The sequence below is a fragment of the Acidovorax sp. DW039 genome (assembly GCF_037101375.1).
Lineage (GTDB): Bacteria > Pseudomonadota > Gammaproteobacteria > Burkholderiales > Burkholderiaceae_C > Acidovorax.
Window position 1 is genome coordinate 139,548 of sequence record NZ_AP029019.1, and the last position, 24,735, is coordinate 164,282.

Below are 24,735 nucleotides of genomic sequence, written 5' to 3' on the forward strand. Positions count from 1 at the left end.
GTCAGTTACCGCGTGCCCGGGATTCGCTGGCCTTGCGGGCCCAGTAGCGTGACTTGGCCGCATCACGCGCAACGCCTTCGCCCTTGGCGTACATGATGGACAGGTTTTGCTGGGCATCGGAGTCTCCCTGCTCAGCCGCCTTGGTGTACCAGTACACCGCCTGCTTCTTGTCCTGCGCCACCCCTTCGCCGTCATCGTAAGACACCGCCAGGTTGAACTGCGCGCGTGCATGGTTCTGTGCAGCCGCCTTGCGGTACCAGTCCACGGCCTGCTTGTGGTCCTGTTCTACGCCTTCGCCTTCGTCATAGGCCACGCCCAGGTTGTATTGGGCATCCGAGTCGCCCTGATCAGCGGCCTTGCGGTACCACTGGGCGGCGATCTTGTGGTCTTTGGCCACGCCCTCGCCCTTGTCGTACGAAACGCCCAGGTTGTATTGCGCCTTGGCCAGCCCTTGATTGGCCGCCTTGGTGTACCAGTACACGGCCTGCTTGTAGTCCTGTGGCACGCCCTCGCCATCGTCGTAGGACACGGCCAAGTGGTACTGCGCATCGGCATGGCCTTGCTCTGCGGCCTTGCGGTACCAGGCCGCTGCCTTCGTGTGGTCCAGCGGCACACCCCGGCCAAAGTCATGCATCAATCCCATGTGGAACTGGGCTTCTGCGTCGCCTGCCTGTGCAGCAGGTTGCAGCTCTTTGAGGGCCTGGGGGAACTGGCCCTTGTCGTAGGCGCGCACGCCCTCGGCGGTGCCCGCCCAGGCCCCGCTGGTGAGCAAGGCGGTGCCCAGGCACAAGGCGGTGATCCAGCGGGACAGGACAGGGGTGCGTGATGGCAGGTGTGTCATGGTGGTGGGCGGCGGGGCGCTCCTCGCGCAGCCGCATGGTGGTTTGGAAACAGGTGGAGCGAGTTTGCCTGCGATCCTGCGCCAGGGTGCTCACGTTGCTAACGGTTACATGCAGTGGGTGTGCAGTTTTTGGCAGAGGTGAGGCGGCAGTGCAAACTGCGCTGTACAGGGGGCGCGTTGCCCGTCCATGGCTGCATTTGACGCTGCCCATGGCGCTCCTTACGATGCCTATCCACACCCATACAGAGGAGCCGCCATAGTGCCCCACTTTTCACGGAATGCGCCTTGCCTGAACCGTTTTGCTGCCCTCGCACTGGCGTTGGCTTTGGGGGGCTGTGCGGCACCGCCCCCGCAGCCTCGGTTCAATGCACCGGAAGGTACCCCCACGGCCACCACCTGCCCCAAGGCGGTGGCTTCCATAGCGCGCTGCCTCTCGGGCCAGGACTCCGCTGGAGCGTATTACCTGATCGCGCTGCCCAACCAGTGGAACGGCCACCTGGTGCTGCACGCCCACGGCGGCCCGGCGCTGGGCGCGCCCAAGCCCGAGCGCGCCGTTGAAGACCTGGAGCGCTGGGCCATCATGGTGAGAGCAGGCTATGCGTGGGCAGGCAGCACCTTCCGCCAGGGGGGCGTGGCAGTGCGCTCTGCCGCGCAAGACACCGAGCGCCTGCGCCAGATCTTCGTGACCCAGGTGGCACGGCCGCAGCGCACCATCCTGCACGGGCAGTCCTGGGGGGCCAGCGTAGCGGCCCGTGCTGCAGAGATGTTCACCACGACGGCAGACGGCAAGCGGCCCTACGATGCCGTGCTGCTCACCAGCGGCGTGCTGGCGGGAGGCTCGCGTTCATACGACTTCCGCACCGACCTGCGCGTGGTGTACCAGTATCTGTGCAACAACCACCCCCGGCCCACTGAAGCTGCTTACCCCCTCAACATCGGCCTGCCTGCAGATGCCCACATGACGCAGGCCGACCTGCAAGGCCGCTTGAACGAATGCCTGGGACTGGACAAGCCTGCGTCCGCCCGCAGCCCTGAGCAGCAGCGCAAGGTCAAAGTCATCACCGATGTGATTCGTATACCGGCCAGCTCTATACACAGCCACATGAGCTGGGCCACCTTCCACTTCCGGGACGTGGTGCAGAACCGCACCGCAGGCGCCAGCCCGTTTGGGAATGAAGGCGTGTACTACCGTGGCTCTGGCGACGACGCCGCGCTGAACGCTGCCGTGCTGCGCTACCCGGCAGACCCCACCGCACTGACCCGCTTTGCCCAGGACACCGACCCCACGGGTGCTATTCCTGTGCCCGTGCTCACGGTGAAGGGCATCCACGACCCGACTGCATTTGTCGAACTGGACAGCGTGTTCAAAGCCACCATGGACAAGGCAGGCACCAGCGGGCATCTGGTCCAGACCTTTACCAACCACAGCGGCCACAGCTACCTGAGCCACCCCACTTACCCCACCCTGATGTCGGCTTTGCTGCGCTGGGTAGAACAAGGCGACAAGCCCACGGCCGCATCCATTGCCAGCCAGTGCACTGCATTTGAGTCCCGCTTCGGCAAGGGCTGCGCATTTGTGCCGGACTACCAGCCCGCACCACTGAGCAACCGCGTGCCTGATCGCAAGAGGCCCTAGTCCACTGCATCCTTGAAATCGGCGGTGCGCCGGGGCTGCAGTGAACTCGCCCCTTTGCACAGGCTCCTGCTGCCTACAGCGGCACAACCCGGTTGCCTGCCACCGCGTAAGCACGCGCGTCCTCGGGCAGCGACTGGGCATGGCTGCCCGTAAAAGCGCCAAACGCAGGCAGCACCAGCAGCCCTGGCTGCCATGCAAAGCAGGGCAGGCGCACGCGGTCTCGGGCAGGGCCGTTCAGCACCACGCACGGGTGCAGGTGCCCTGCCAGCACGGTGAGCCCTGCCACCTTGTGCGGGTGGTGCGCCGCCAGCACAGGGGCTGACGCAACGGGTGCCCAGGGCTCCTCACGCAGCGCAATGTCCAGATCGGTGGGGGGGGGTACCGGCATGCCGGTCATGGTTACCCAGTACCAGGTCCATGGCCACTTGGACATGTCGGGCGCGCCAGGCACGCAGTTGCTGCCACAGCGCAGGTTGTGCGCCGCTGCGCGCATGCAGAAAATCGCCCAGAAACACCAGCCTGCGCGCCGCCGTGTCGGCCAGCAGCGCATCCAGCCGCGCGATGTTGTCCGCCGTGGTGCCGCTGGGCACGGGCAGGCCCGCATGGCGAAAGCTGGCGGCCTTGCCAAAGTGCACATCGGCGACGAGCAGGCAAGCGGCGTCGGGCCACCACACGGCACGCCCTGGCAGCAGCCAGAGTGTGGTGCCGCAGGGCAGGGGGAGTGTGCAAGCGCCTGGGATCCGTGCGTTGTTGGTGAGCATGATGGGAGTTGTGCAGGAGAGCATAGCTGCCACAAATGCAGCGTGCCTGGGCCGTGCAGCGGACTAGATCGGCTTTCCTCAAAAGGCCTTGGAAAGCGGTCACAAAGGGAGTGGCATGGTGGGGAGGCCACGACGCCCTGCGTTTTTTGTGGTTGTCAAGTCGCACCGCCTAGTCTTTTTGTGTGAAGCGCGGCATCGATTCACTCGTATACATTTTTTAAACATCTGTGTGGTGACCTCAACCACACACGTAGATTGCTTCATAGAAAGACAGCCGCGGACGTCGCCCCACAGGCTGCTGCCTGCCTCATGGGCATTCATTCATTTCCTATGCTTGAATTTTCTCTAAACCTCACACCCCCACGCTTGTGTCGCAGCACTTGGCTATCCGCGCTTTTGTTGCGTTTCTTCTGCCATTTCTGTGCGTTGACCATGCTGGCCTGTTTCGTTGCATGTTGGAGCAACCATGCCTTTGCGCAACCTGCGCCAGCAACCCTGTTCGGGGAAGGCGTCCAGCAAGCAGCTCTAGGTGTCGGGCACACCTGTGCTTTGACCACATCGGGGTCTGTCCTCTGTTGGGGAGACAACTCCAAAGGGCAACTCGGGGACGGCACCACGACAAATCGCGATGTTCCTACGGCAGTGCAGGGAATCAGTGGCGAAGTGCAGTCGATTGCTACGGGCGCATCGCACACCTGCGCGCTGACCACCGCAGGCGCGCTCTATTGCTGGGGGGAGAACGCGATCGGTCAACTTGGCAATGGTTCCATGGTGAACAGCAATGTGCCCCAAGCGGTTCAAGGCCTCGCGGGTGGCGTCTTGCAGGTTGCTACGGGCAATTACTCCACCTGCGCGGTGACCACGGCGGGCGCAGCTATGTGCTGGGGGCAAAACGCTCAAGGTCAACTGGGCGATGGCTCTACCACCTTCAGCAATGTTCCCAAGGCGGTGCAGAACCTGGGCAGCGGGGTGCGGTCGATTGCAGCCGGGCTGGAACACACCTGCGCTGCCACTGCGGCTGGCGCTGTCTATTGTTGGGGCAGCAATGGTTCGGGGCAGCTCGGCAATGGCTCCACGAGCCCAAGAGATGTGCCAGTGGCTGTGGAAAATCTCTCGGGTAGCGTGCGAAACATTGCGGTGGGCCTGTACCACACCTGCGCAGTGACGGTGGCAAATGCCCTGCAATGCTGGGGAAGTAACACCTATGGGCAATTGGGCGATGGAACTAGTTCAAACCGCACGACGCCGTTGACAGTGTCTGGTGTTGGAAGTGGCGTTAAGCAGGTGGCAGCGGGTTCCATGAACACCTGTGCACTGACCACCAGCGGTGGCGTGTCGTGCTGGGGGACTGCTCTTGGCTTGGGCGATGGGTCTACCAGCAGCCGCAATACGCCGGGGCCTGTCCCAGGGCTGGGCAACACCGTGCAAATGATTGCAGAGGGCTACAGCCACACCTGCGCAGTCACTACCGCAGGCGCACTTTATTGCTGGGGGCGTAACGACAAGGGCCAACTGGGCAATCGTTCCTTGACCGATAGCTCTGTTCCGGTCCCTGTGCTGGGCCTCGGCAGCGCGCTGCCGTTGCGTGAGGAAGTAAAGCAGGTTGCCTCAGGGGCTGAACATACCTGTGGGGTGACCGTGAACGGAGCGGTTTATTGCTGGGGCAAAAACGATAGTGGCCAATTGGGCAACGGCTCCAGCAACGCCAGTAGCATGCCTATAGCGGTGTCCGGGTTGTCTCAGGGCGTTTTGTCAATCGTCGTCGGCTCAAATCACACCTGCGCATTGATGGCTGGTGGCACCGTATCTTGCTGGGGCTATAACGGTAATGGTCAACTCGGCGATGGGACCAATAGCAACTTCAGTTCCGTACCTAAGTCCGTCCAAGGCCTGAGCGAAGCTGTACAGTCGCTGGCAGCGGGTTATGCACACACGTGTGCGCTGACCACCTCAGGCAAGGTTTTCTGCTGGGGTGCGAACCCCTACGGCCAATTGGGTGATGGCACCCTGAACTTCAGCAACGCACCAGTCGCTGTCGCAAGCCTGGGTGCCACCGTGCAGTCGATTGCGGCGGGTTACTTTCAAACCTGCGCTGTGACCAACGCGGGCGCCGCACATTGCTGGGGGGCGAACTTCTACGGCCAGTTGGGCAATGGAACGGACCATAACAACAGCAGTGTGCCAGTGCCAGTCTCGGGGCTCGGCAGTGGAGTTCAGGAGATCGTGGCAGGGTCTGAATACACGTGCGCTGTCACGACTTCGGGAGCTGTTTATTGCTGGGGCAGAAACGACATCGGCCAGCTGGGTAACGGCACCAGCGCTGCCAGCAATGTGCCAGTGGCAGTTCCTACTTTAAGTAGCGGGGTGCAACGCATCTCTGCAGGGACGACACACACCTGTGCACGAACCTCACTGGCCGAGTTGTACTGCTGGGGTGACAACACTCTCGGTCAGTTAGGCATCGGGTCCAACACCAGTAGCACTCCTGCCCTGATTACCCGATTAGGTACTGGTGTGGACTCGGTATCGGCGGGAAGTTCGCATACCTGTGCGCTGACGGTTAGCAAAACGATCTACTGCTGGGGCTATAACGGCAACGGGCAGCTTGGTGATGGTTCCACGACAAATCGTTCGGCCCCAAGGGCCGTCCAACGATTCGGCCGCAGCACATCACCCATTGTTTCAGGCGACAACCACTCTTGCGGATTGACCGTGGCTGGCGGTGCTTTCTGTTGGGGCGATAACCGATATGGACAGCTGGGCGATGGCACCGAAACCGACCGAGCCTTGCCCGTGGCCGTTGAAAGCCTGCCCAGTGGCGTCATCCAGCTTGCTGCTGGCACGCGCCACACCTGCGCGTTGACCTCGGCAGGCGCCGTGCTTTGCTGGGGCAGCAATGGTGCTGGCCAGCTCGGGGATGGCACCAACACGTTCAGTAAAACGCCAGTCCCGGTATCGGGGTTGTCTGGCGGGGTGCAGTCCATCGCCGCAGGCGGTGATTTCACCTGCGCCGTCACCACCGCAGGAGCCTTGCAATGCTGGGGTGATAACAACGCGGGCCAGTTGGGCGATGGCTCTGCCACCAACCGTAACACCCCCACGGCGGTGACCGGCCTCTCCAGCGGGGTGCAGTCCGTGGTGCTGGGGGGGAATCACGCTTGCGCTCTCACAGATGCAGCCAGCGTCCTCTGCTGGGGCTATAACTTCTCTGGTCAATTGGGCGACGGCACGCAGGTCAACCGGACCAGCCCCGCGGCAGTGGCCGGTCTGGGTGGCGAAGTGCAGGCGATTACTGCTGGCAAGAACCACACCTGTGTTGTGGCGGGCACCGGTGGGGTCCTGTGCTGGGGCGGCAACTTTGAGGGTCAATTGGGAGATGGCTCGACGACCAGACGCACCACGCCGGTCACGGTATCGGGCCTGAGCAGCGGCGTTCAGCAAGTGGCAGCAGGCGAGAACCATTCCTGCGCCGTAACCATCACGGGGGCCACGCAGTGCTGGGGCTCCAATAACGCAGGTCAACTGGGCGACGGGACCACCTCTAGCCATAGCACGCCGGTAGCGGTGTCAGGGCTTGTCACCGGGTTGCAGACTATCGCCCTCGGTAGCAGTCACTCATGCGCGCTCACCACGGGCGGTGCACTCCAATGTTGGGGATACAACCAGTTTGGTCAATTGGGCGACGGCACGTCTACGTCTCGCAGCGTGCCCACCCGGATTTCCGCAGGCCAAGAAATCACTTTCCCAGACTTGGCCTCGCCAAGCGCTGGCTCTGCCTCTGCGCTGAGCGCTACGTCCAGCAGCAGCCTGGCCGTGGGTTTTGACACCTGGACGCCCGATGTCTGCACGGTGGCTGGCAATACGCTCACCGTTTTGCCGGGCAAGGTGGGCTACTGGTGTGGTGTGCGGGCTCTGCAGCCCGGTGGCTCAGGCAGTGACAACTTCCGCTACGTTTCGGCCACGGCACGCTCGCAGTTTGTAATGGTGCAAATCGGTGCTCCGTCCACCCCGACAGGCCTGGTCGCCACGGCGGGTAATGGCCGCGTGACGCTGAGCTGGACAGCCCCCGCCAGCGACGGCGGAAGTCCCATCCTGCAATACACCGTGACTGGCAACCCCGGTGGCAACTGCCAAGTGACCTCCACAACTTGCACCATCGAAGGTCTGACCAATGGCACGGCTTACACCTTCACAGTCAAGGCTACCAACGGTGTGGGCGACAGCCCGGCGTCAGCCTCTGCCTCAGCCACCCCTTTGGCCAGCGTGCCTGATGCCCCGACGGGTCTTGTCGCTACCGCAGGCAATGGACGCGTGACGCTGAGCTGGGCGGCTCCTGCCAGCAACGGCGGCAGCCCCGTCCAGCACTACACCGTGAGCGGCACCCCAGGAGGAAGCTGTCAGGTGACCACCACCACCTGCACCATCGAAGGACTGACTCCTGGAACCGTCTACACCTTTACGGTGAAGGCCACCAATACTGTGGGCGACAGTCTTGCTTCGGCCAGCGCTTCGGCTACCCCACTGGCCAGCGTACCAGACACCCCGACCGGCCTGGTCGCCACACCGGGCAACGGTCGCATGACGCTGAGCTGGACGGCTCCTGCCAGCAACGGCGGCAGCCCCATCCAGTACTACACCGTGAGTGGCAGTGCCGGTAGCACCTGTCAGGTGACCACTACCACCTGCACGATTGAGGGGCTGACCAATGGAACGGCTTACACCTTCACCGTCAAGGCCACCAACGGTGTGGGGGACAGCGCTGCGTCTTCCAGCGTCACGGCGACCCCGCAGGCCAGCGTGCCCACTGCGCCCACGGGCCTCACAGCCTTAGCTGGAGACCGTGCTGTGCTGTTGACCTGGACTGCCCCTGCCAGCAATGGTGGAAGTGCGTTGTTAACCTACACGGTGACCGGTGTACCCGGTGGTACCTGCACGGTGAATGCGCCGGCTACGCGCTGCACGATCAACGGCCTTACCAACGGTACCAGCTATACCTTTACCGTGAAGGCTTCCAGCAGTGTGGGGGACAGTGTGGCCTCGGCCAGCGTGACTGCCGTGCCGCAGGTCTATAGCCAATCCGGCTTGGCACTGCCCGGAGGGGGCACGGCCAGCGTGCAGATCGGTGCTCCGCCCGGCTGCACGGTAGGTAGCGTGGATATCAACAGCACACTTCCCGCTGCGGCTCCTGCCGGAGCTTCTGCACCAGCGGGTGTATTCCGCTTTACCGCAGCAGGTAGTGGTTGCGCATCCACGAACTTGTCCGTGCGCATTGACTACCCAGCAGGCCGCCTGACTGGACTGACGCCCTACAAATACGGCCCTGCCACTGCAGGCGCCACGGTCAGTAGCTGGTTTGCCCATGGCAGCATTACCGCCGATAGCATCAGTTACACCGTGGCGGACAACGGAGTGGGCGATAGTGATCCGAATGCCAACAGCATCAGCGATCCTTTTGCGCCATTGCTGTTGCCTGCAGCGCCAACCGCTGCCCAATCGATTCCCACCTTGAGCGAATGGGCGATGGTGCTGATGTCACTGCTGGCCGCTGCGCTGGGGATGGGGGCGTTGCGCAGACGTGGGGCGTGAGGCTGGCTCCGTACTGCAGCGCAAGTAATGCAATAGGCTGCTTGCGCTTGATGGATAAGCGCGGGAAGCTATCAAAAATATAGCTAACTCCGGGTGCAACCGTTTTGGCGCCCTCTTTGCCCGGGGATGTCGTCCGGTGATCAGAACCCGTGTCGTCGCCTGGTGCGGCGGCCACGGTGACCGGGTTGGCCGTCGGGCACTTCGCGGGCCAGATCCCAGTGCGTGGTGTCGTGGGTTGCTGCCAAGTGTGTACCCATCGTGTCATCCGCGGCTTGTTCCAGGGCCTGCACCATGCGCTCCAGGCGGTCGCCCAGGCTCTCGGTGCTGAGCCGTTCGCGAAAGCGCTCCACCATCAGGGGGAGCGCAAACGGGGTGGGGCGCTGCAAGGGGTGCACGGACAGGGTCTGCGCCTTCATGCGCTGCAGTGTGCGCGCCAGGCGGTCCATGTCCAGCTCCTGCACCAGCAGCTCGGCCCGGGCCTGGGCCAGCAGCAGGTTGTCCGGGTCGTATTGGGCGAACACGTCGTAGTACAGGGAAGAGGAGGCCTGCAGCTGGCGGCTGCTGCGCTGCTCACCGGGGTGGCTCTGGAAGATCAGCCCGGCGATGCGCGCAATCTCCCGAAAGCGTCTGCGGGCCATCTCGGTGGCATTCAGGCTGGCCAGCACCTCATGCTCAAGCCCGCTGCCCACGGTGCTGTGGGTGGCGTCGCCCACCAGATGCGGCAGCAGCGCGGGCCAGTCCACCGGTTTGGCAGACAGCAGCTCCAGCCCATAGTCGTTGACGGCGATGGAGAAGGTGTTGGGCACCTGCTGCGATGCGCGCCAGGCCAGCAGCCCCGCCAGCCCCATGTGTACCAGCCGCCCGGCCAGCGGGTACAGGTACAGGTGCCAGCCCTCTCGCGTCTGCAATGTTTCGGCCACCAGGCGGCTGGGTGTGGGCAGTGCCGACCAGGCGGCCTGCAGCGCCAGCAAAGGCTGCGCGCAGTGCATTTCAGGGCTGTCGAAAATGCCACGCTCGGCGCGCTCCAGCTGCACCAGCATGGCATCGGCCAGCGTGTTCGACAGGGGCATGCGCCCACCACTCCAGCGCGGCAGGGCAGCACTGCCTTTGGGGGCCGTGCGCACATAGGCCGTCATCTGCTGAATGCGCACCAGCTCCAGCAGGCGGGCTGCAAACATGAACACATCGCCGGGCCTGAGCCGCGCCATGAAGCTCTCTTCCACCGAGCCCAGCCGCCCGCCGCTCACAAACTGCACCTGCATGCTCGCATCGCTCACGATAGTGCCGATGTTGCTGCGGTGTCGGCGCGCCAGTCTGGCGTCTGGCATGCGCCACACGCCCTCCTCATCGGGCACCACGCGGTGAAAGTCCGGGTAGTTGGCCAGCGAGGCACCGCCCTGGCGCACAAACTGCAGCGCCCAGTTCCAGTCGTTGTCTGCCAGCCCTGCGTAAGCCGGTGCGCGGCGCACTTCGGCCAACAGGGCGTCGGGGGTGAAGCCTCCGCCCAGGGCCACCGTCACCAGGTGCTGCACCAGCACATCCAGCGGTGCGCGTGGCGTGTGCCGGTCTTCAATGCGGCCTTCGGCCAGCGCATGGCGGGCGGCGGCGGCCTCGACCAGTTCCAGGCTGTGCGTGGGCACCAGCGTGATGCTGGAGGTGCGCCCCGGTGCGTGGCCCGAGCGGCCTGCACGTTGCACCAGCCGCGCCACGCCTTTGGCCGAGCCGATCTGCAGCACCTGCTCTACCGGCAGGAAGTCCACCCCCAGGTCCAGGCTGGATGTGCACACCACCGCCTTCAGCGTGCCTTGCTTGAGGCCCGCCTCCACCCAGTTGCGCACCTCGGCGCTGAGCGAGCCATGGTGCAGTGCCAGGGTGCCTGCCCAGTCGGGCCGGGCCTCCAGCAGGGCCTGGTACCAACGCTCGGCCTGCGAGCGGGTGTTGGTGAACACCAGCGTGGAGGCACTCGCCTCAATCGACTGCACCACCTGCGGCAGCAGCGACAGGCCCATGTGCCCCGCCCAGGCAAAGCGTTCCACGCGTTCGGGCAGCAGCACCTGGACCTGCAGCGTCTTGTCGATGCGGCCTTGCACCAGCACGGGCTTGGGCCTGCGGGGTGCACGGGGTGGGCGGGTTGGCAGGGCGGGTATCAGCGTGGCAAGCGCTTCTTGCAGATTGCCCAGCGTGGCAGACATGCCCCACACCTGCAGCGCCGGGTTCCAGCCCGAAAGGCGTGCCAGCGCCAGTTGCACCTGCACACCCCGCTTGTTGCCCACCAGCTCGTGCCATTCGTCCACCACCACCAGTTGCACGCTGTTCAGCCGCTCGCGCGCATCGGCACGGGCCAGTAGCAGAGACACGCTCTCGGGCGTTGTCACCAGCAGCGTGGGCAGGCGCTTGTCCTGCGCCGCGCGCTCGCCGCTGGTGCTATCCCCCGTGCGCAGGCCACTGGTCCAGTGCGGGGCCAGCGCGGCCAAGGGTTCTTGCAGCGCACGCAGCGAATCTGCGGCCAACGCCCGCATGGGCGTGATCCACAGCACCGTGAGCGGCGGGGCTTTGTTTGCTCCTTTTTTGGGAGCTGTTTGCGCACTGTCCACGGGCGTAATAGCCGAAAAATGCTGCAAGGCACCCAGCCACACCGCATAGGTTTTGCCTGCGCCGGTGGTTGCGTGCAGCAGGCCCGAGCGACCTTCGCCCATGGCCTGCCACACCTGCTGCTGGAATGCGAAGGCTTGCCAGCCCCGGCCCTGCAGCCACTGTGCGGCGGGGCCAGACGGGGCGTCGGGCCGGGCGTGAGGGGTGCGAGGGGTGCGAGGGGTGCGAGGGGTGCGAGGGGTGCCTGGCGTGGTGGCACCCGATGCCGCATCCGTGGGGGTGTTCACTGCGCAGACTCCGGCAGCAGCATGGCCAGTGTCTGCAGGGTGTCGGCCTCGGCCACCGGCTTGTCCTTGCGCCAGCGCAGCATGCGCGGAAACCGCACCGCGATGCCGCTCTTGTGACGCGGGCTGCGGGCAATGCCTTCAAAGCCCAGTTCAAACACCTGCGTGGCTTCCACGCTGCGCACCGGGCCAAAGGTTTCGCGCGTGGTCTTGCGGATGATGGCATCCACCTGCGCCATCTCGGCATCCGTCAGGCCCGAATACGCTTTGGCAAAGGGCACCAGCTGGCGGGCGGGGTCGCCCTGCGGGCCGCTCCACACCGCAAAGGTGTAGTCGGTGTACAGGCTGGCACGCCGCCCATGGCCGCGCTGGGCGTAGATGAGCACGGCGTCCACGCTCATGGGGTCGATCTTCCACTTCCACCACACCCCCACGTCCTTGGTGCGGCCCACGCCGTAGGCGGCCGTGCGGTGTTTGAGCATGAAGCCCTCGGTACCCAGGCTGCGCGCGGCCTCGCGCTGTTGGGCGAGGTCGGTCCAGTCTGCTCCTGTCAGCACGGGGCTCAGGCGCAGTGTTAGCGCAGGTGCTGGGTCTTGGGGGGCGGTGGTGGGCCGCGGTGGCAGCAGGGTTTCCAGCAACGCACGCCGCCTGTGCTGGGGCTCCTGGCGCATGTCCTGCCCCGCCTGTTCCAGCAGGTCATAGGCGACCAGCACCACGGGCAGTTCGCGCAGCAGCTTGGGCGTCAGTGTCTTGCGACCCAGGCGCTTTTGCAGGTCGGCAAAGGGGCGTGGACTGGGCTCGCCCGGTAGCCACACCAGGATTTCGCCATCGATCACCGTGCCGTCGGGCAAAGTGTGCTGGGCTGCGTCGGCCAGTTCAGGGAAGCGGTCGGTCACCAGTTCTTCGCCGCGTGACCACACCCACACAGCCCCTGCGCGGCGCACGATCTGGGCGCGGATGCCGTCCCATTTCCACTCCACCTGCCAGTCTTGCACCGGGCCGAGCAAGGCGGGCATCTCGACCACGGGCTGGTTGAACGGGTGCGCCAGAAAAAACGGGTACGGGTGGCCTTCGGCTCCGTCGGCAGCGGGGGCACCGTCCACGGCCTCGGCAGGTGCTACCAGCGCGGCATAGTCTGCGGCCTGCGGTTGGCGGCCCACCTGGGTGTAGCCCATCAACCGGTGCGCAATGCGCTTGGCATCCACCCCACTCACCTGGGCCAGTGCCTGCACCACCTGCAGGCGCGACACCCCCACGCGGAAGTTGCCGGTGATGAGCTTGAAATACACAAAGCGCTGCGCAGGCACCAGCGCTGCCCACTGTGCGCGCAAGGCCCCGGCCTGCGCGTCGGGTGGCAAGCCGCGCAGCGGCAGCAGGCGCTGCATCCACGCAGCCAGGGGCACATCGGGCTGTGGGGCCGTGGGCGGGGGCAGTAGCAGGGCCAGGGTTTCGGCCAGATCGCCCACGGCCTCGTAGCTTTCGTCAAACAGCCATTCCGGCAGGCCTGCGGCCGCTTGCGCCAGGGCCTTGAGCTGGCGCGTGGGCACCATCTGCCGCGGCTTGCCCCCCGCCAGAAAGTACACAGCCCAGGCAGCGTCGGCGGCATCAGCGCTGCGCAAATAGGCCACCAGAGCCGCCTGCTTGGCGGTTTGGGATGTGGTGGCGTCCAGCTGCTGGAAGAGGGCGGCAAAGGCCTTCATGGCGTGACCTCCGGTGCCGCGGGATCGGCCTGCGCGGTGGGCGCGGCGGTGGTCAACGCGCTGGCGGGTGCGTCAGCGTCCTCGGTCGCGCCCTCTGTCGCGTCATCCTGGCCGTATTCGGTGGCAAACACCTGGGCGTCCAGGCCTTGCTCGCACAGCCAGCGCACCATCACCTCCGTGCTGCCGTGGGTGACGATGATGCGCTCTGCCCCCGTGGCCCCAATGGCGCGCTGCAGGCCGGGCCAGTCGGCGTGGTCGCTCATTACAAAGCCGCGGTCCACCCCGCGGCGGCGGCGTGCGCCGCGCACCAGCATCCAGCCACTGGCAAAGGCGTCCGAATGCTCGCCAAAGCGTTTGAGCCAGGGCGTGCCCGCGGCAGAAGGTGGGGCAATCACCAGCGCGCGCTTGAGGTCGGCCTTGGTCAGGCTGGGGTCGGTGACGCGCAGGGTGGGCGGCAGGGGCACGCCTGCAGCCCGGTACACGGCGTTGAGCGGCTCTACCGCCCCGTGGGCCACGATGGGGCCGATGCCGGGATCCACCCCGCGCAGCACGCGCTGGGCCTTGCCGAACGCGTAGCCATACAGCACGCTGGCGCGGCCCGCTGCGGCGTTGGTTTGCCACCAGGTGTTGATTTCTGCCTCCAGCTCAGCGCGTGCAGGCCAACGGTAAATGGGCAGGCCGAAGGTGGATTCGGTGATGAAGGTATGGCAGCGCACGGGCTCGAAGGCCGGGCAGGTGCCGTCGGCTTCGAGCTTGTAGTCGCCCGAGGCCACCCAGACCTCGCCTTCGTGTTCCAGCCGCACCTGGGCCGAGCCCAGCACATGCCCCGCCGGGTGCAGAGAGATGCGTACCCCCTGGTGCTCCACGGTCTCGCCGTAGGCCACCGTCTGCAGCGCAATGTCCTCACCCAGGCGGGCGCGCAGGGTTCCGGCACTGTCGGTGTGGGCAAGGTAGTGGCCCGAGCCACGCCGCGCATGGTCCGAATGGGCATGCGTGATGACGCAGCGGTCCACAGGCCGCCAGGGGTCGATGTAGAAATCACCCGCAGGGCAATACAGCCCCTGCGGGCGCAAGACGACGAGATCGTTGGGCATGGGGATGGTGCGCTGCCAGGATCTGAGCTGTTAAACAGCTCCCCTGACGATGATCGCATCGTAGCCGCCCACGCCATGGCGTGTGTGGGCCTGCGCCGATTCCTGAAGCAGGACAACGGATATGCCCCGCAGCCCCTTTTCGCACCAAAGGGGCAGCTTCGTCGGGAGCCAGCGGCTTACTGGCTGTCTGCGGCAGAGGCGGCAGCTTCTGCACGCTGTGCAGCCTGCGCCAAGCCTGCCTTGATCTGCTCAGCCTGAGCCGCCGCCTGCTTGGCCTGTTCTGCCTGAAGCTTGGTGGTGGTAACTGCGGTGGTGGCTACATCAGCACCGCATCCGGTGAGGACGCTGCAGGCCATGGCGACGGACAGGAGAGCGGTGCTGCAGTGCAAGTGTGGGAGTTTCATGGATGCCTCGCCCATCAGGTCATGGTGATGAAATGAATTTGAATGCTATTGAATTGATAGCTGATTGCGCTTTATTTGTAAGCGCTAGCGGCAGTTTTCAGCCACGCTGCGCTCTGCAGCGGCAATGCCGGACTGCCGGGCGGCATCGTCGATGTACTGGCGCTCGCCCTTGTTGTCATACCTGTACACCGGGCGTGGTTCCTTGAGTGTGCCCAGGTTCCGGCGTGCTGCATTGCAGCGCGAGGCGCGGTTCTGGGCCTCAATCTGGTCGTTTCTGGCTGCCGCAGCGTCTCGGGCCGCGGTGTCGGTTGCAGTGCGTGAGGAGGGGCGTGGTGCAGGGCGAACGCCATCGGCGGGCTGGGGGGCTTTGATGACGATCTCGCCCCCGGTGGTGCCCGCCTGGCAAGGCTGGTCCTGGAAACTGACCTTGCCATCGGCTCCGGTGCATTTGTAGGGGCCTGCAATGGCCAGCATGGGCACTGTCAGGCACAGCGCTGCAATGGACGCTTTCGTCTTGTTCATAGTGCGGATAAGGCGTGTTGGCATAAAGATTAACACCGCGCTGCGGGAAGGTTCAGGGACTCTGCCGGGCGGGCGGGCTCAGGACTGTGTGCGTAGCGCCAGAGATGTTGGGTCAACTCCGCCGCAAAGCTGCGCAGAAAAGTCGCCTTGTCTGCCAGTGGCTCTGTGGCATGGGGCGGAATATGGTCCATGAAGGAGAAGTGTCCCGCGCCTGCAACCGGGTGTACCTGGGCCAGTTCACCCACCGCTTGCGCCAGCCACTGCGTCTGTTCCATGGGGGTGATGGTGTCTGCGGAGCCCGTCCATAGATGGATGGGAACGTGTACGGCATCCAGGGCGCCAGGGGCTCTGAAGAACCCCGTGGGCGGCGCCAGAAGGGCCAGATGGATGACTCTGTCGTCCCGTGCAATGTCGATGCGCCTGCCGCAGCGCAGCCACATGTGCCCCCCGGCCATCGCCACCAGGGTGGCCGCTCCGATGGAATGACCCAGCCCCAGAACCTGCATGTCTGGCCGGGCGACGAGTTCCAGAGCCTGTGACAAACGCCGCGCTCGCAGGCTGAGTTCCTGCTCGGTGGGCTCGGGTGTGGCCAGTCTCTCGAAACAGGGGGCAATGACCGTGCAGCCCGACGAGGCCAAGGTTTCCAGCAGGGTGGCGTAACGCGAGGGCTGGCCGCCCGCCCCCACTGCAAATAGCACGACAGGGCCTGTGCTGGGGCCTTGCCAGACGGCCACGTCGAACCGCTCGCCATGGTCCGAAACGGTATGTACCTGCATGGTGAAAGGATGTGAGAAAGCGCTTCGGCTTCAGTCGCTCTGGGTGGTGATGTCCCAACCGCCACGGCTGGCCCGGCTGAAGAAGGGCAGCAGGCGAATCACAGGGCTGGCAAGGGCCTTGTTCGCCAGCCCCCCGTGCAGGGCCAGCAGATCAATCAGTTCATGCACTAGGCCTTCGGCTTGGGCGGGCGGGATGCGCGGGTCGTCGTAAAACGCCCCCCACAGCGACAGGAGGTGAGGAAAGCGTTTCGCATCAGCTTGGGCCAGCGAGAAGATGAACTCTTCGTGATGGCCGATGGCTTCACGTTCACCGTGGGCGTACATGTCCAGTGCCATGGGATTCCTTCGAAGGTCGATGAAAGATCGCAAACAGGCTCTCAGGTCATTGAGCTGAGGTGGGCCGCAGTTCTTGATCGGCTTTCTGCTCTGCCATAGCCATGCGCCGCTGAAGATACGGAATGCCATATTCCACAATCTCACGGAAGCCCTCGGCCACAGCAGGCCCCACTTCAACTTGTGCTTCGGCAGGCGTCAGCGTCTTTCCATAGTGGGCTCCGTACGCCATCCCAAACGCCGTGGGGTCATCGAGCAGTGCGTCTGGAGCATTCCAAAAGCTCCAGTGGATTTTGCCGTGACGGGGAACGATCCACGCGGTGGGGCATATGGCTGTGGATGCGTTCAGGTCCCTGAACGATTCTGGCTCCTGCGTGCGTGCAAAAGGGCACCGACCGTCGGTAGACCCCCCGATCCATGCATCAAAAGCTTCTGACTCTATGGGGCGGAAAACGATGAAGCAATGCAGGTCTGGCCTGGGGCTCCACACATATCGGATCAGGTTTCTGGGCTCACCCACTTCCTTGCGCGTGTACAGGTGAAACCCGGGCAGCCGCTGGGCTGCGGTTTCAGTCACTGCCAGTTTCCAGGCTTCAAGTACAACGGGGCGCATGGGTATAGATCAGGAGAGGATGACATTCGACAGCGTGGGCAGCGCGCACTCATCCAATGCGCAAAGGCCGGTGCAGCGATATTTACGGCGTTGAAGCTGGCGTTGCACCCAGGTTTTGCGCTCGCTTTTTCCTGGACCACTGTACCTGCCCGGTCAGCAGTTGCACCTCAGAAGCGTTCAATCCCAGGAAGGCCAGAACCTCATCGTAGTCTTCCTTGAAGAACAGCGTCTCACGGTAAGGCTGCAAGTAAATGGTGAACTCCCCAGGGGGAGCGCGCCGCTCTCCCAGATAGGCGCAGCCCCCGGACGCCAGATCCAGATCCATCTCGCGGATCCAGCCGCCTTCCTCTGGCTCACACAACCAATCTGCCTCTGCCCGATGTGCATCGATGACGGTCTGCAGTGCCTTTGGCACGACTGCCACGGCACCCCAGTGCAAGGGTTCGTTACGGTGTCTCTTGACGATCTGAGTCATTGCCGTGTTGGTGCTGGTCTGGGTGTGGGGCCGGGTGCGCCTGGATGTTCTTGCTCACTCCAGCGGTTCTTCGTAAGGCACTTCCACCAGTTTGCCGGTGTCCGGGTCGCGCGCAAACGCACTGCAGGGAGGTGCGTTCAGAAAAGGAATGATGTCCGGGCTGTAGTTGGCAATGGTGTTCACGTCGTAAATGGCATGGTGTGCCGGTTCGTCCATGTAATCCTGGCTCTCGTCACCCGCCATGAAGCACCAGCCACTGTCATCCAGGTGGTCTGCAGGTTCGCGCACCATGTAACCCACAGGTGCGCCGTCCACCGTGATCCGGTCAGTGGCAATACACCCGCCCAAACCTTCCGCCAGGGGCTTGATCTGATTTGCACTGAGGGCGAATTTTTTCATAGGGCTCACCTCCTCACGATAGTTGGTTGGGTCTTCAGTGGAGCTGGGGTTGTGCAATGGCTCTGTGCTGCGCTTTACTTGTACACGATTTGGATGTCCGCAATGGCTCGCTCCTGTCGGAATATGGACTGGCCTTTGACACCTGAAATGCGTAGCTGGTCTTCTGCGAGCCAACTCACATCCAGCTCTGCCGTGCCCTCCAAGGTGAGCACGTTACCGGCTGTATCTGGGAGGGAATCCGAAGTGGGAATCACAGACACCTGAGTGTTGGATATGACCGTGGCCCCACATTCACGATGAAAAACCACGGCCTTCCGTTGCCCTGATGGAGAGTTTTGTTGACCGGAAACTTCGTTTTCGCAGCGTGGCGCACAGCCCCCCAAACCGGCTACGGACACAGCTATGGTGAACAGGCAGATGCTTGGTTTCATGGTGGTGCGCAACGGCTGCGAGGGCTGAAGTAAATGCAACAGAAATGAGTCACAGTACTGGAAGCCCCACAAGAGCACCCAGGACGTAGGTGCATGCAGCAATTCCTATACACAGCCATGCCCGCTGGCTGCTCACCCACCGGTGGCGTGACTGTGCGTACCAAGACCACCACCAGGCTGCCATCAGAAAAATGGCGATGCCTGCGAGGAACGAATGGTATGAGCTTGAACTGAAGACCCCCCAAATTGCTCCTGCCAAGGCCGCAGCAGTACCGGCGACTGCGGTGGACGTCTGGGAGTCAGGAGCCTCGTCGGTTTGTGTCCTGTGCGGTTCAGACCTCACTTGCCACATCGCACCGAACCCCAGCCCCAGAAAGCTGATCACGATGCCTTGCAATCCGGTAAGCCAGGAAAATGACTGAACCGCCAGAATGGCTGTGACCGTGCTGGCAGCCATGCAAACCGCTATGCGCCAATGCAGCACGAGCCAAATGAAACCTAAGAGACCTTCTAAATCCATCAGCGTGTCTCACAGGGTTTTATTCAATCGCCACGGCGCAGGCTTGCGGCAGTTTTGAACAATTCAAACACTAGTGGCTGGGGTGCAAACACCTCCATCCACTCCGAGCCGTTGTTACGCGGAAGACAGCAGACGATATGGCCCCGGTCCTGGATTTTTCGTTGGGCGTAGCTGATGGCTCCTGCGCTGTGCCCGCTGCGGTAGTTGGTCACTACAAAGCTGCTGCGGCAATGCGCAAAGAGAGTGGCCGCGTTGAACTTCTCAACCGGAATGGCGATGGCAATCGTCCCCCGCTTTCCTCCATATGCATTCCAGAAAAGCTCACGCCCTGCAATCGGGTCGCCATGCAGCGCCACGCGATGTCGCCTTCCTTCTTTGTGCAGGATGGTTCTTGCCGCTTCAAACACTTCAGACTGCTCGTCCAGCCCGTATGCCCAGCATTCGTCGGCTGCGGCAAGCAAAGGCAATAGAACCGTGTCGTGCATGGCGTGATGCGTGCGTTCGTCACTCCATTTCTCTTCACGCGACAGCAGTCCCACGCTGAAATTGGAAGACCGCTCTATCAGTGCGAGGTCATCGGATGAGATCATTCAAAACCTGCCTTTTTGGCATCACAAACCCGCGACCACCAAGAGCCCAAAGGCCAGCGGAGACACCAGTCCCATCAACCATCGGGCTATCAGAGGCCTTGGCCATGGGAGCCATGACAGCGCCCAACCACCTGCAGCGCATGCAATAAAGGGTGCAAGGCTCATGCTCCACATCGCCCACACGGCCCATTGGAACTGTTCCGCAGGCCCCCAAAAGTATTGGAGCACGACATAGCCATAACCCAGAAGGAAGGGAATGACTGCGCCCAATATCACGAAAGCGCGCGGGCGGATGCTGGGAGTCGCCACACACCAGGCCATCACCCACAGGGGCAGACCCAGCTCTACCAGCACCGAAAAGATGAAGAGCGAGTGATCTGACATGTGCTGGAGAGTGGCTGGGTATGGGCGATCAGGCGCACTTGAAATATGTGGTTTGCTATGGAAATAAGAGCTGGCTACGCTCTTTCCATAACCCTGTGGCTCTTTTTGATATGAAATTGGGCATCGAAGTCACGGGCGAAGCCTCGTAGGGCAGGTGGGCGCTATTCACTCCCCCATGTGCATTGCTTGAAGCGGCCCAGGCTTGTCACTCTCGCTTTGTGTGCATAGGTTCCGGCAGAAGAAGAGTCGCCTACCACCACTGCAAAGTCCCACAGTTCCGCCGTGGCTGGGGTTTGCCAGCAGTTGGCTTGAGCCAGACTGGGCGGTGGAGTCACGCGAACGGCGGGCTCGGCCCCATCCAGCTTGATTTGCGTGAAGTGCTGTTGGAAGAACTTGCCTGTGGCTGCGAATGACGCCTTTGCGGGACGAAACTCCAGCGCTCCTCCGTCATTCGGCTCGAACCGAAGCACGCCTGATACCTTGAGCCTGCCCTTGAGCTGAAGGGCTCCGTACAAGCTTGCCTGGTCTGCAGAAACCCCCTGGGGAAGCTGCCCCACCGCCTTGCATTCAGCGGTGGCCGCCTCCCCGCGAAGAGCCACCTTGGTGTGGCTGCGGATGGACTCGATTTGCAGCCCGGATGGCAGCGACGCCGTCAGACGAGCGGGTGCCACCTCGCACGCGTCGGTGCTGCCGCAGGTTAGCAGGTAGCAGTCCTGCGCAAATGCACCGGGGCTGCCCGCCAAAAGAACAACCGACAACCCCATGCGCCGCGTCTTGATACTCCGCGCCGCCATAGCTGCGCCCCCCCAGAAGAGCGAGAAAAGCCGCATCTGCGTCACCTGAAAAAGCTCACGCTTCCGTCGGACTGGACGAATTGCGATTTGCCCCAGTTTCTCTTGATCACATCGACCTGGGTGGACCGCATGTCCAGCAGCGCTCCCTCTGCCGTGCCAATGCGGAATTCCAGCAGCACCTCTGCGGTGGCGGACTTGCCGTCGGGTGCAATCGTGATGTTGTGGATGGTGTACCCGACATTCGTATGGAGTTCGCGCCCGGTGGCTTGCTCCAGCTTGGCCTTCGACGCCAGAAAGTTATCCACCGCAGCGCAGGACGAGGCCTTGGATACGACCTCGTTGACCGGCATGGTCCGAGAGGTGCTTTTGAACTTTCCGCGCACATCGGCGCTGAACAGATCGCAGACGGCGATCCCGTCACCGCGGTCAAACGCCGACATGTAGTCGTGGTAGAGCGACTGCACATGCGCTTGCGTCACTTTCTTTCCCCCCACGGCGCCATACCAGCCGCCAGCGGCTGCTGCTCCTACCACCAGAAAAACCAAAACTTTACTCATACCCCTCCCTCACTGTTGATTTCCGCCAACCTGTCAAAAGATCTGAAGTCTTTGTAGACAGTCCAAGCCCCGCAGGCGGCCATTCGTCACTGGATAGGCCGCCGCCGAGTGCGCAATTTTCATTCTTTCTTGGTATGCATCGCATGGGCCACGATGGCGTTGGCATGCCCGTGCCCCAGTCCATGCTCAGACTTCAAGATCGCAACAATTTCCATGTGCTTCTTGTCGTGCATCTGGCTAGCCAGGTCCAGCCAGTAGTGAATGGGCCGGCCGTACTTCTGCTCGATGGATGGAAAGTAGGACGCTGGACCTTTGACTTTCTCTGCTGCCATTGTTTGCTCCCTTTTTTTGACGTGCACGAAGTTGAAAAGCCGCTTGCTCAGGAACGTTGCACAGCAACCAAAAGAGCCGTCTCTCACTCCACCTGGCGCAGCGTGCTCATGTGTTCATGTCTGCGTGGCCATCAGCCATCCTCATCCTGCATCACAGCGCGCAAATCCAGCAGGAGCGCATCGTTTCGTCTTTTGGCGGCCGCTGACTCCGCGATTCTCGATTGCAGCAGATCGCAGATCCTTGCGATACCCCGTTTTGCGCTGATGCGAATGGCTGGCGGCTGAGCGCAGATCGCTTTGACCAGCTTGTCCACAGGTACCAAGGGGTGGGACGTAAGCGCTTCATTGCCCAGCTGCTCGATGTCATCAGCACGGAGTTCCACCCCGGCATCCAGCAAGCCTTCTGCAAGATCGGATATTGCCCATTCCAGGTGTTCAAGCGCCTTGTCCCGCAGCAGTCTCCTGTCTCCGATATCTGCCTTGTCCGAGCAGTGGGCATCCAGCCAGTCATCCAGCTCCCTGCGCTGCTGCTTCAGGCTTGCATCCGATCGAAGTGTGGACGCGGAGAACTGGCACCGCACCAGCGCAGCAAGGCAGCTTCCGCGCTGTGCTGGTGCCAATGGGGCTGCGAATTCGCGGGTTGCTTTGGCGAGCCGCTTCTCGTTGATACGCGTCCAATAAGTCGACAGGGGTTCCCAATCCGTCTCCGCAGAGTTGGGCAACCTGCGCGTCAGATATTCGTGAATCTCCGCAGGCATGGATGTGAGGTCGAGCTTGGCGAGGGCGCGCGCCAAAAGCTCCTGCCAGATGACGAAGGGAAAGAGCGGTGTGGAGGAAGACATGCGATACCAGACGTCAAAGTTCCATCAATGACAACATACACCGCAGACTGCCAGAGACTGCAGATGCGCACGGCAAGCGGTACGACAAGGCGAGACCACGCACTGAAGTTTTGTAAGGTTCTCAGGCCGCATGGCACTCAAAATGGCAAAGGTCGTGCCACTGGCCCGCCAGTTGAAAACTTCTTGTGGAGCGACCGTACTGCGTAAAGCCGTTGCGCAGCAGAACCTGGATGGACCCTGTGTTGTCCGGCCTGACGCTCGCTTCGATACGGTGCAGTTTCAATGTCTGAAAGGCGATGTGCAAGGCAAGGCGAACCGCCTCGGTGGCGTAGCCCTTGCCGGTGTGTGATTGGGCCACCCTGTAGCCAAGCTCTGCGCCATGAAAGTGTTCTCGGCGCACGCGGGTGAGGTTGACGCGGGCGACCAGGGCTCCGTCAGCGTTTCGCGCCAGGAACTGGTATCCCTTGTCTTCCACTGCTTCGCAGATCGCGGTGTCTATCGCTTCCTGTATGCCTGCGGCGGCATAGTAGGACAGCGGCCTGGCGTTGATGCTGGCTTCAAAAAAAGCGCGGTTGGCAAACTCGAAAGCGGTGAGGTCTTCAAGATCCTTGGAGGTGGGAGGACTCAGTGAGACGATGGGCACGTTGAATTCGCTCAGCGTTGGGCTTGATGGGGTGGCTTTCAACATTGTGGCGCCATGTGCATTGCGGGGTGGGAGAGCGACGCCTCATCAAGTTGCCATCTTTGATGGTCGGGCCGATGACGATATGCCAAAGACAAGTTCAGATGCTATGAAAACAGGAGCTGCTTGCGCAGGTGGATCAAGCGCTAGCGGTCGAAAAACCCCGAATCTAGGGCTTTGCCTTGGTCGGGGGATGGAGATCGTCCGGATCCGGGCATGTGGTGGTGCGCCGGACGACATGAGGCTCGTAAGCGCCCGCCTTGAATTCGCCCTGTGTTTGCAGGCTCACGCACTTGCCGCCGCGCACATAGTTGAATGAACAGAAATTCAAACCTGTGCCCGAGCATATTTCCACTTCGATAAAGCCATGTCTGTACATGGAGCCTGCATCGCCTTGCAGGCTCCAGCGAACTCCGTCTGCATCAGTGCCAAAAGTCTCCAGGGGAGACCAGCCTTGTGACAGGAGCTGAGCCCGTGCCTTGCTGATGGGCAAGGGGCCCTGAGGTCCTCGTGCCTCAGCGCCTGAGGCGAAGGCAAGGGCAAAAACAAAGGCAAGAAGGCGCATGTTCGGGCGGTGGGGCGAATGTCGAAGCTCTGAAGATTCTTTACTCGTGCCCTTGCCGCCATTTGGCAAACGCGCGCAGCCCAAGGGGAATAAATGCCGCCACCGCAACCCACGCGAACTTGACCAGCGAGGGCATGCCTAGAACGAACCATTTCGTCGTAATAAACGAGTCGTCCTGCTCAAATGCGCATTGACCGTAGAACGTTGTGCCGATGCCGTTGAAGGTGTTTGCCATGCTGATTGGTATTCGCTCGGGTCTAGAAGATGCACGAAGGCCTAAAAGACCGCAAAAACCTGATGTTCACTGCGTTATAACTTTCTCTTTCCCTCAATGGTGCCGCTGCATCAGCCACTTCATGTGGCTGATGCGTCGAATGCGGGGCTACCAGAGAGTGGTGGAACTTCCGCTATCAGTTGCCCAGATGCATGGTGAACACCGCACCGTCAGACAACTTGCACTGACCCACGCCTTGTGTAGCTGAGTTCAACGTGTACACACAGCTGAGATAAGAACCCCGGTTGCCAGCGCCGTTGGCGATCCCTTCACGGCTGGAGCCTGCTTTGCGGGTGGCCTCGCCTGCGAAGGCTTCTCCGTTGATCACCGCATTGAAGGTGCCCCGGCCATGCAGGTCGTTGGTCACTGTGGCATTGATCATTCCATATCGGCCCGCCAGGTCATTGGCGGGGTAGAGGCGAGAAGGGAAAGTAACGGGTGCCGCCACAGCAGCAGCCGGTGCAGCTTGGCTTTGAGTTTGAACAGGTTGGCCGGTGCGCGGATCAACCGGGACCACGTAGCAAGCAGTGGTAAAGCCTGCTGCAGCCAACATTGCGGCGACGAGACGTGTACGGGTGATCAACAGATTTTGGCTCATCAGAGGTTCCTCGTTCCGGGCACATGCCCGCTCAGATCGTAGCGGATCGTGATGTGCCCGGAGGAGCTGGTTCGTCCCGGATGTTGGGAAGCCCCGTGATTGCATTGACCTCCAAAAGGAGGGAAGTGCGCTTTTCCGGGGGGCGGGTCG

At 62.6% G+C, this 24,735-nt stretch carries 25 protein-coding genes; 2 read left to right on the plus strand and 23 right to left on the minus strand.

Annotation, left to right across the window (positions count from 1 at the left end; all coding sequences use genetic code 11):
• Position 1: 1 nt before the first annotated feature.
• Positions 2 to 841: an SEL1-like repeat protein gene (locus AACH87_RS00635; protein ID WP_338796765.1), complete on the minus strand. Its 840-nt coding sequence runs from the start codon at positions 839 to 841 to the stop codon at positions 2 to 4.
• Positions 842 to 1,166: 325 nt separating this feature from the next.
• Here AACH87_RS00635 and AACH87_RS00640 point away from each other — a divergent pair, with 325 nt between their 5' ends.
• Positions 1,167 to 2,477 carry a hypothetical protein gene (locus AACH87_RS00640; RefSeq protein WP_338798809.1) on the plus strand — a complete coding sequence of 437 codons (1,311 nt, stop codon included), beginning with the start codon at positions 1,167 to 1,169 and terminating at the stop codon, positions 2,475 to 2,477.
• 73 nt (positions 2,478 to 2,550) lie between these two features.
• Here the strand turns inward: AACH87_RS00640 and AACH87_RS00645 are convergent, their stop codons facing one another.
• Positions 2,551 to 2,865 (minus strand): hypothetical protein, encoded by a 315-nt coding sequence (locus AACH87_RS00645; RefSeq protein WP_338796766.1) that lies wholly within the window; start codon positions 2,863 to 2,865, stop codon positions 2,551 to 2,553.
• A complete protein-coding gene (locus AACH87_RS00650; protein WP_338796767.1) occupies positions 2,822 to 3,238 on the minus strand; it encodes a hypothetical protein in 417 nt (138 codons plus the stop codon). Before AACH87_RS00650 ends, AACH87_RS00645 begins: the two co-directional genes overlap by 44 nt.
• Before the next feature lie 432 nt (positions 3,239 to 3,670).
• Between AACH87_RS00650 and AACH87_RS00655 the strand changes: the two genes are divergently transcribed.
• On the plus strand, positions 3,671 to 8,824 hold the full coding sequence (locus AACH87_RS00655; RefSeq protein ID WP_338796768.1) for an IPTL-CTERM sorting domain-containing protein: 5,154 nt from the start codon (positions 3,671 to 3,673) through the stop codon (positions 8,822 to 8,824).
• A gap of 140 nt (positions 8,825 to 8,964) precedes the next feature.
• Here AACH87_RS00655 and AACH87_RS00660 read toward each other — a convergent pair whose 3' ends face one another.
• From AACH87_RS00660 to AACH87_RS00755, 20 genes are all read right to left on the minus strand, one after another.
• On the minus strand, positions 8,965 to 11,574 hold the full coding sequence (locus tag AACH87_RS00660) for a ligase-associated DNA damage response DEXH box helicase (RefSeq protein ID WP_338798810.1): 2,610 nt from the start codon (positions 11,572 to 11,574) through the stop codon (positions 8,965 to 8,967).
• Between the two features lie 125 nt (positions 11,575 to 11,699).
• Positions 11,700 to 13,400, minus strand: a complete 1,701-nt coding sequence (locus AACH87_RS00665; RefSeq protein ID WP_338796769.1) for an ATP-dependent DNA ligase — start codon at positions 13,398 to 13,400, stop codon at positions 11,700 to 11,702.
• On the minus strand, positions 13,397 to 14,494 hold the full coding sequence (locus AACH87_RS00670) for a ligase-associated DNA damage response exonuclease (RefSeq protein ID WP_338796770.1): 1,098 nt from the start codon (positions 14,492 to 14,494) through the stop codon (positions 13,397 to 13,399). Before AACH87_RS00670 ends, AACH87_RS00665 begins: the two co-directional genes overlap by 4 nt.
• A gap of 176 nt (positions 14,495 to 14,670) precedes the next feature.
• The gene (locus AACH87_RS00675) at positions 14,671 to 14,898 is read right to left on the minus strand and encodes a hypothetical protein (protein ID WP_338796772.1); all 228 of its coding nucleotides are present in this window, start codon (positions 14,896 to 14,898) and stop codon (positions 14,671 to 14,673) included.
• Positions 14,899 to 14,982: 84 nt separating this feature from the next.
• Positions 14,983 to 15,420 (minus strand): DUF4124 domain-containing protein, encoded by a 438-nt coding sequence (locus tag AACH87_RS00680; RefSeq protein ID WP_338796773.1) that lies wholly within the window; start codon positions 15,418 to 15,420, stop codon positions 14,983 to 14,985.
• Between the two features lie 29 nt (positions 15,421 to 15,449).
• Positions 15,450 to 16,196, minus strand: a complete 747-nt coding sequence (locus AACH87_RS00685; RefSeq protein WP_338796774.1) for a hypothetical protein — start codon at positions 16,194 to 16,196, stop codon at positions 15,450 to 15,452.
• 30 nt (positions 16,197 to 16,226) lie between these two features.
• A complete protein-coding gene (locus tag AACH87_RS00690) occupies positions 16,227 to 16,532 on the minus strand; it encodes a hypothetical protein (protein WP_338796775.1) in 306 nt (101 codons plus the stop codon).
• Positions 16,533 to 16,578: 46 nt separating this feature from the next.
• Entirely contained in the window at positions 16,579 to 17,142 is a 564-nt protein-coding gene (locus AACH87_RS00695) for a hypothetical protein (protein WP_338796776.1), read from the minus strand.
• 82 nt (positions 17,143 to 17,224) lie between these two features.
• Positions 17,225 to 17,617 carry a hypothetical protein gene (locus tag AACH87_RS00700; RefSeq protein WP_338796777.1) on the minus strand — a complete coding sequence of 131 codons (393 nt, stop codon included), beginning with the start codon at positions 17,615 to 17,617 and terminating at the stop codon, positions 17,225 to 17,227.
• 54 nt (positions 17,618 to 17,671) lie between these two features.
• Positions 17,672 to 18,016: a DUF2185 domain-containing protein gene (locus AACH87_RS00705; RefSeq protein ID WP_338796778.1), complete on the minus strand. Its 345-nt coding sequence runs from the start codon at positions 18,014 to 18,016 to the stop codon at positions 17,672 to 17,674.
• 480 nt (positions 18,017 to 18,496) lie between these two features.
• The gene (locus AACH87_RS00710) at positions 18,497 to 18,967 is read right to left on the minus strand and encodes a hypothetical protein (RefSeq protein WP_338796779.1); all 471 of its coding nucleotides are present in this window, start codon (positions 18,965 to 18,967) and stop codon (positions 18,497 to 18,499) included.
• Positions 18,968 to 18,990: 23 nt separating this feature from the next.
• A complete protein-coding gene (locus AACH87_RS00715; protein ID WP_338796781.1) occupies positions 18,991 to 19,557 on the minus strand; it encodes a hypothetical protein in 567 nt (188 codons plus the stop codon).
• Positions 19,558 to 20,102: 545 nt separating this feature from the next.
• Positions 20,103 to 20,705: a hypothetical protein gene (locus AACH87_RS00720; RefSeq protein ID WP_338796782.1), complete on the minus strand. Its 603-nt coding sequence runs from the start codon at positions 20,703 to 20,705 to the stop codon at positions 20,103 to 20,105.
• A gap of 71 nt (positions 20,706 to 20,776) precedes the next feature.
• Positions 20,777 to 21,292 (minus strand): hypothetical protein, encoded by a 516-nt coding sequence (locus AACH87_RS00725; RefSeq protein ID WP_338796783.1) that lies wholly within the window; start codon positions 21,290 to 21,292, stop codon positions 20,777 to 20,779.
• 119 nt (positions 21,293 to 21,411) lie between these two features.
• Complete coding sequence (locus AACH87_RS00730; RefSeq protein WP_338796784.1) at positions 21,412 to 21,624, minus strand: DUF4287 domain-containing protein; 213 nt, start codon at positions 21,622 to 21,624, stop codon at positions 21,412 to 21,414.
• A 131-nt stretch (positions 21,625 to 21,755) separates the two neighbouring features.
• A complete protein-coding gene (locus tag AACH87_RS00735; RefSeq protein WP_338796785.1) occupies positions 21,756 to 22,466 on the minus strand; it encodes a hypothetical protein in 711 nt (236 codons plus the stop codon).
• 121 nt (positions 22,467 to 22,587) lie between these two features.
• Positions 22,588 to 23,154: a GNAT family N-acetyltransferase gene (locus tag AACH87_RS00740; RefSeq protein WP_338796786.1), complete on the minus strand. Its 567-nt coding sequence runs from the start codon at positions 23,152 to 23,154 to the stop codon at positions 22,588 to 22,590.
• 163 nt (positions 23,155 to 23,317) lie between these two features.
• Positions 23,318 to 23,713 (minus strand): hypothetical protein, encoded by a 396-nt coding sequence (locus tag AACH87_RS00745; RefSeq protein WP_338796787.1) that lies wholly within the window; start codon positions 23,711 to 23,713, stop codon positions 23,318 to 23,320.
• Positions 23,714 to 23,753: 40 nt separating this feature from the next.
• Entirely contained in the window at positions 23,754 to 23,948 is a 195-nt protein-coding gene (locus tag AACH87_RS00750; RefSeq protein WP_338796788.1) for a hypothetical protein, read from the minus strand.
• Positions 23,949 to 24,123: 175 nt separating this feature from the next.
• On the minus strand, positions 24,124 to 24,585 hold the full coding sequence (locus AACH87_RS00755) for a hypothetical protein (protein WP_338796789.1): 462 nt from the start codon (positions 24,583 to 24,585) through the stop codon (positions 24,124 to 24,126).
• Positions 24,586 to 24,735: the final 150 nt, after the last annotated feature.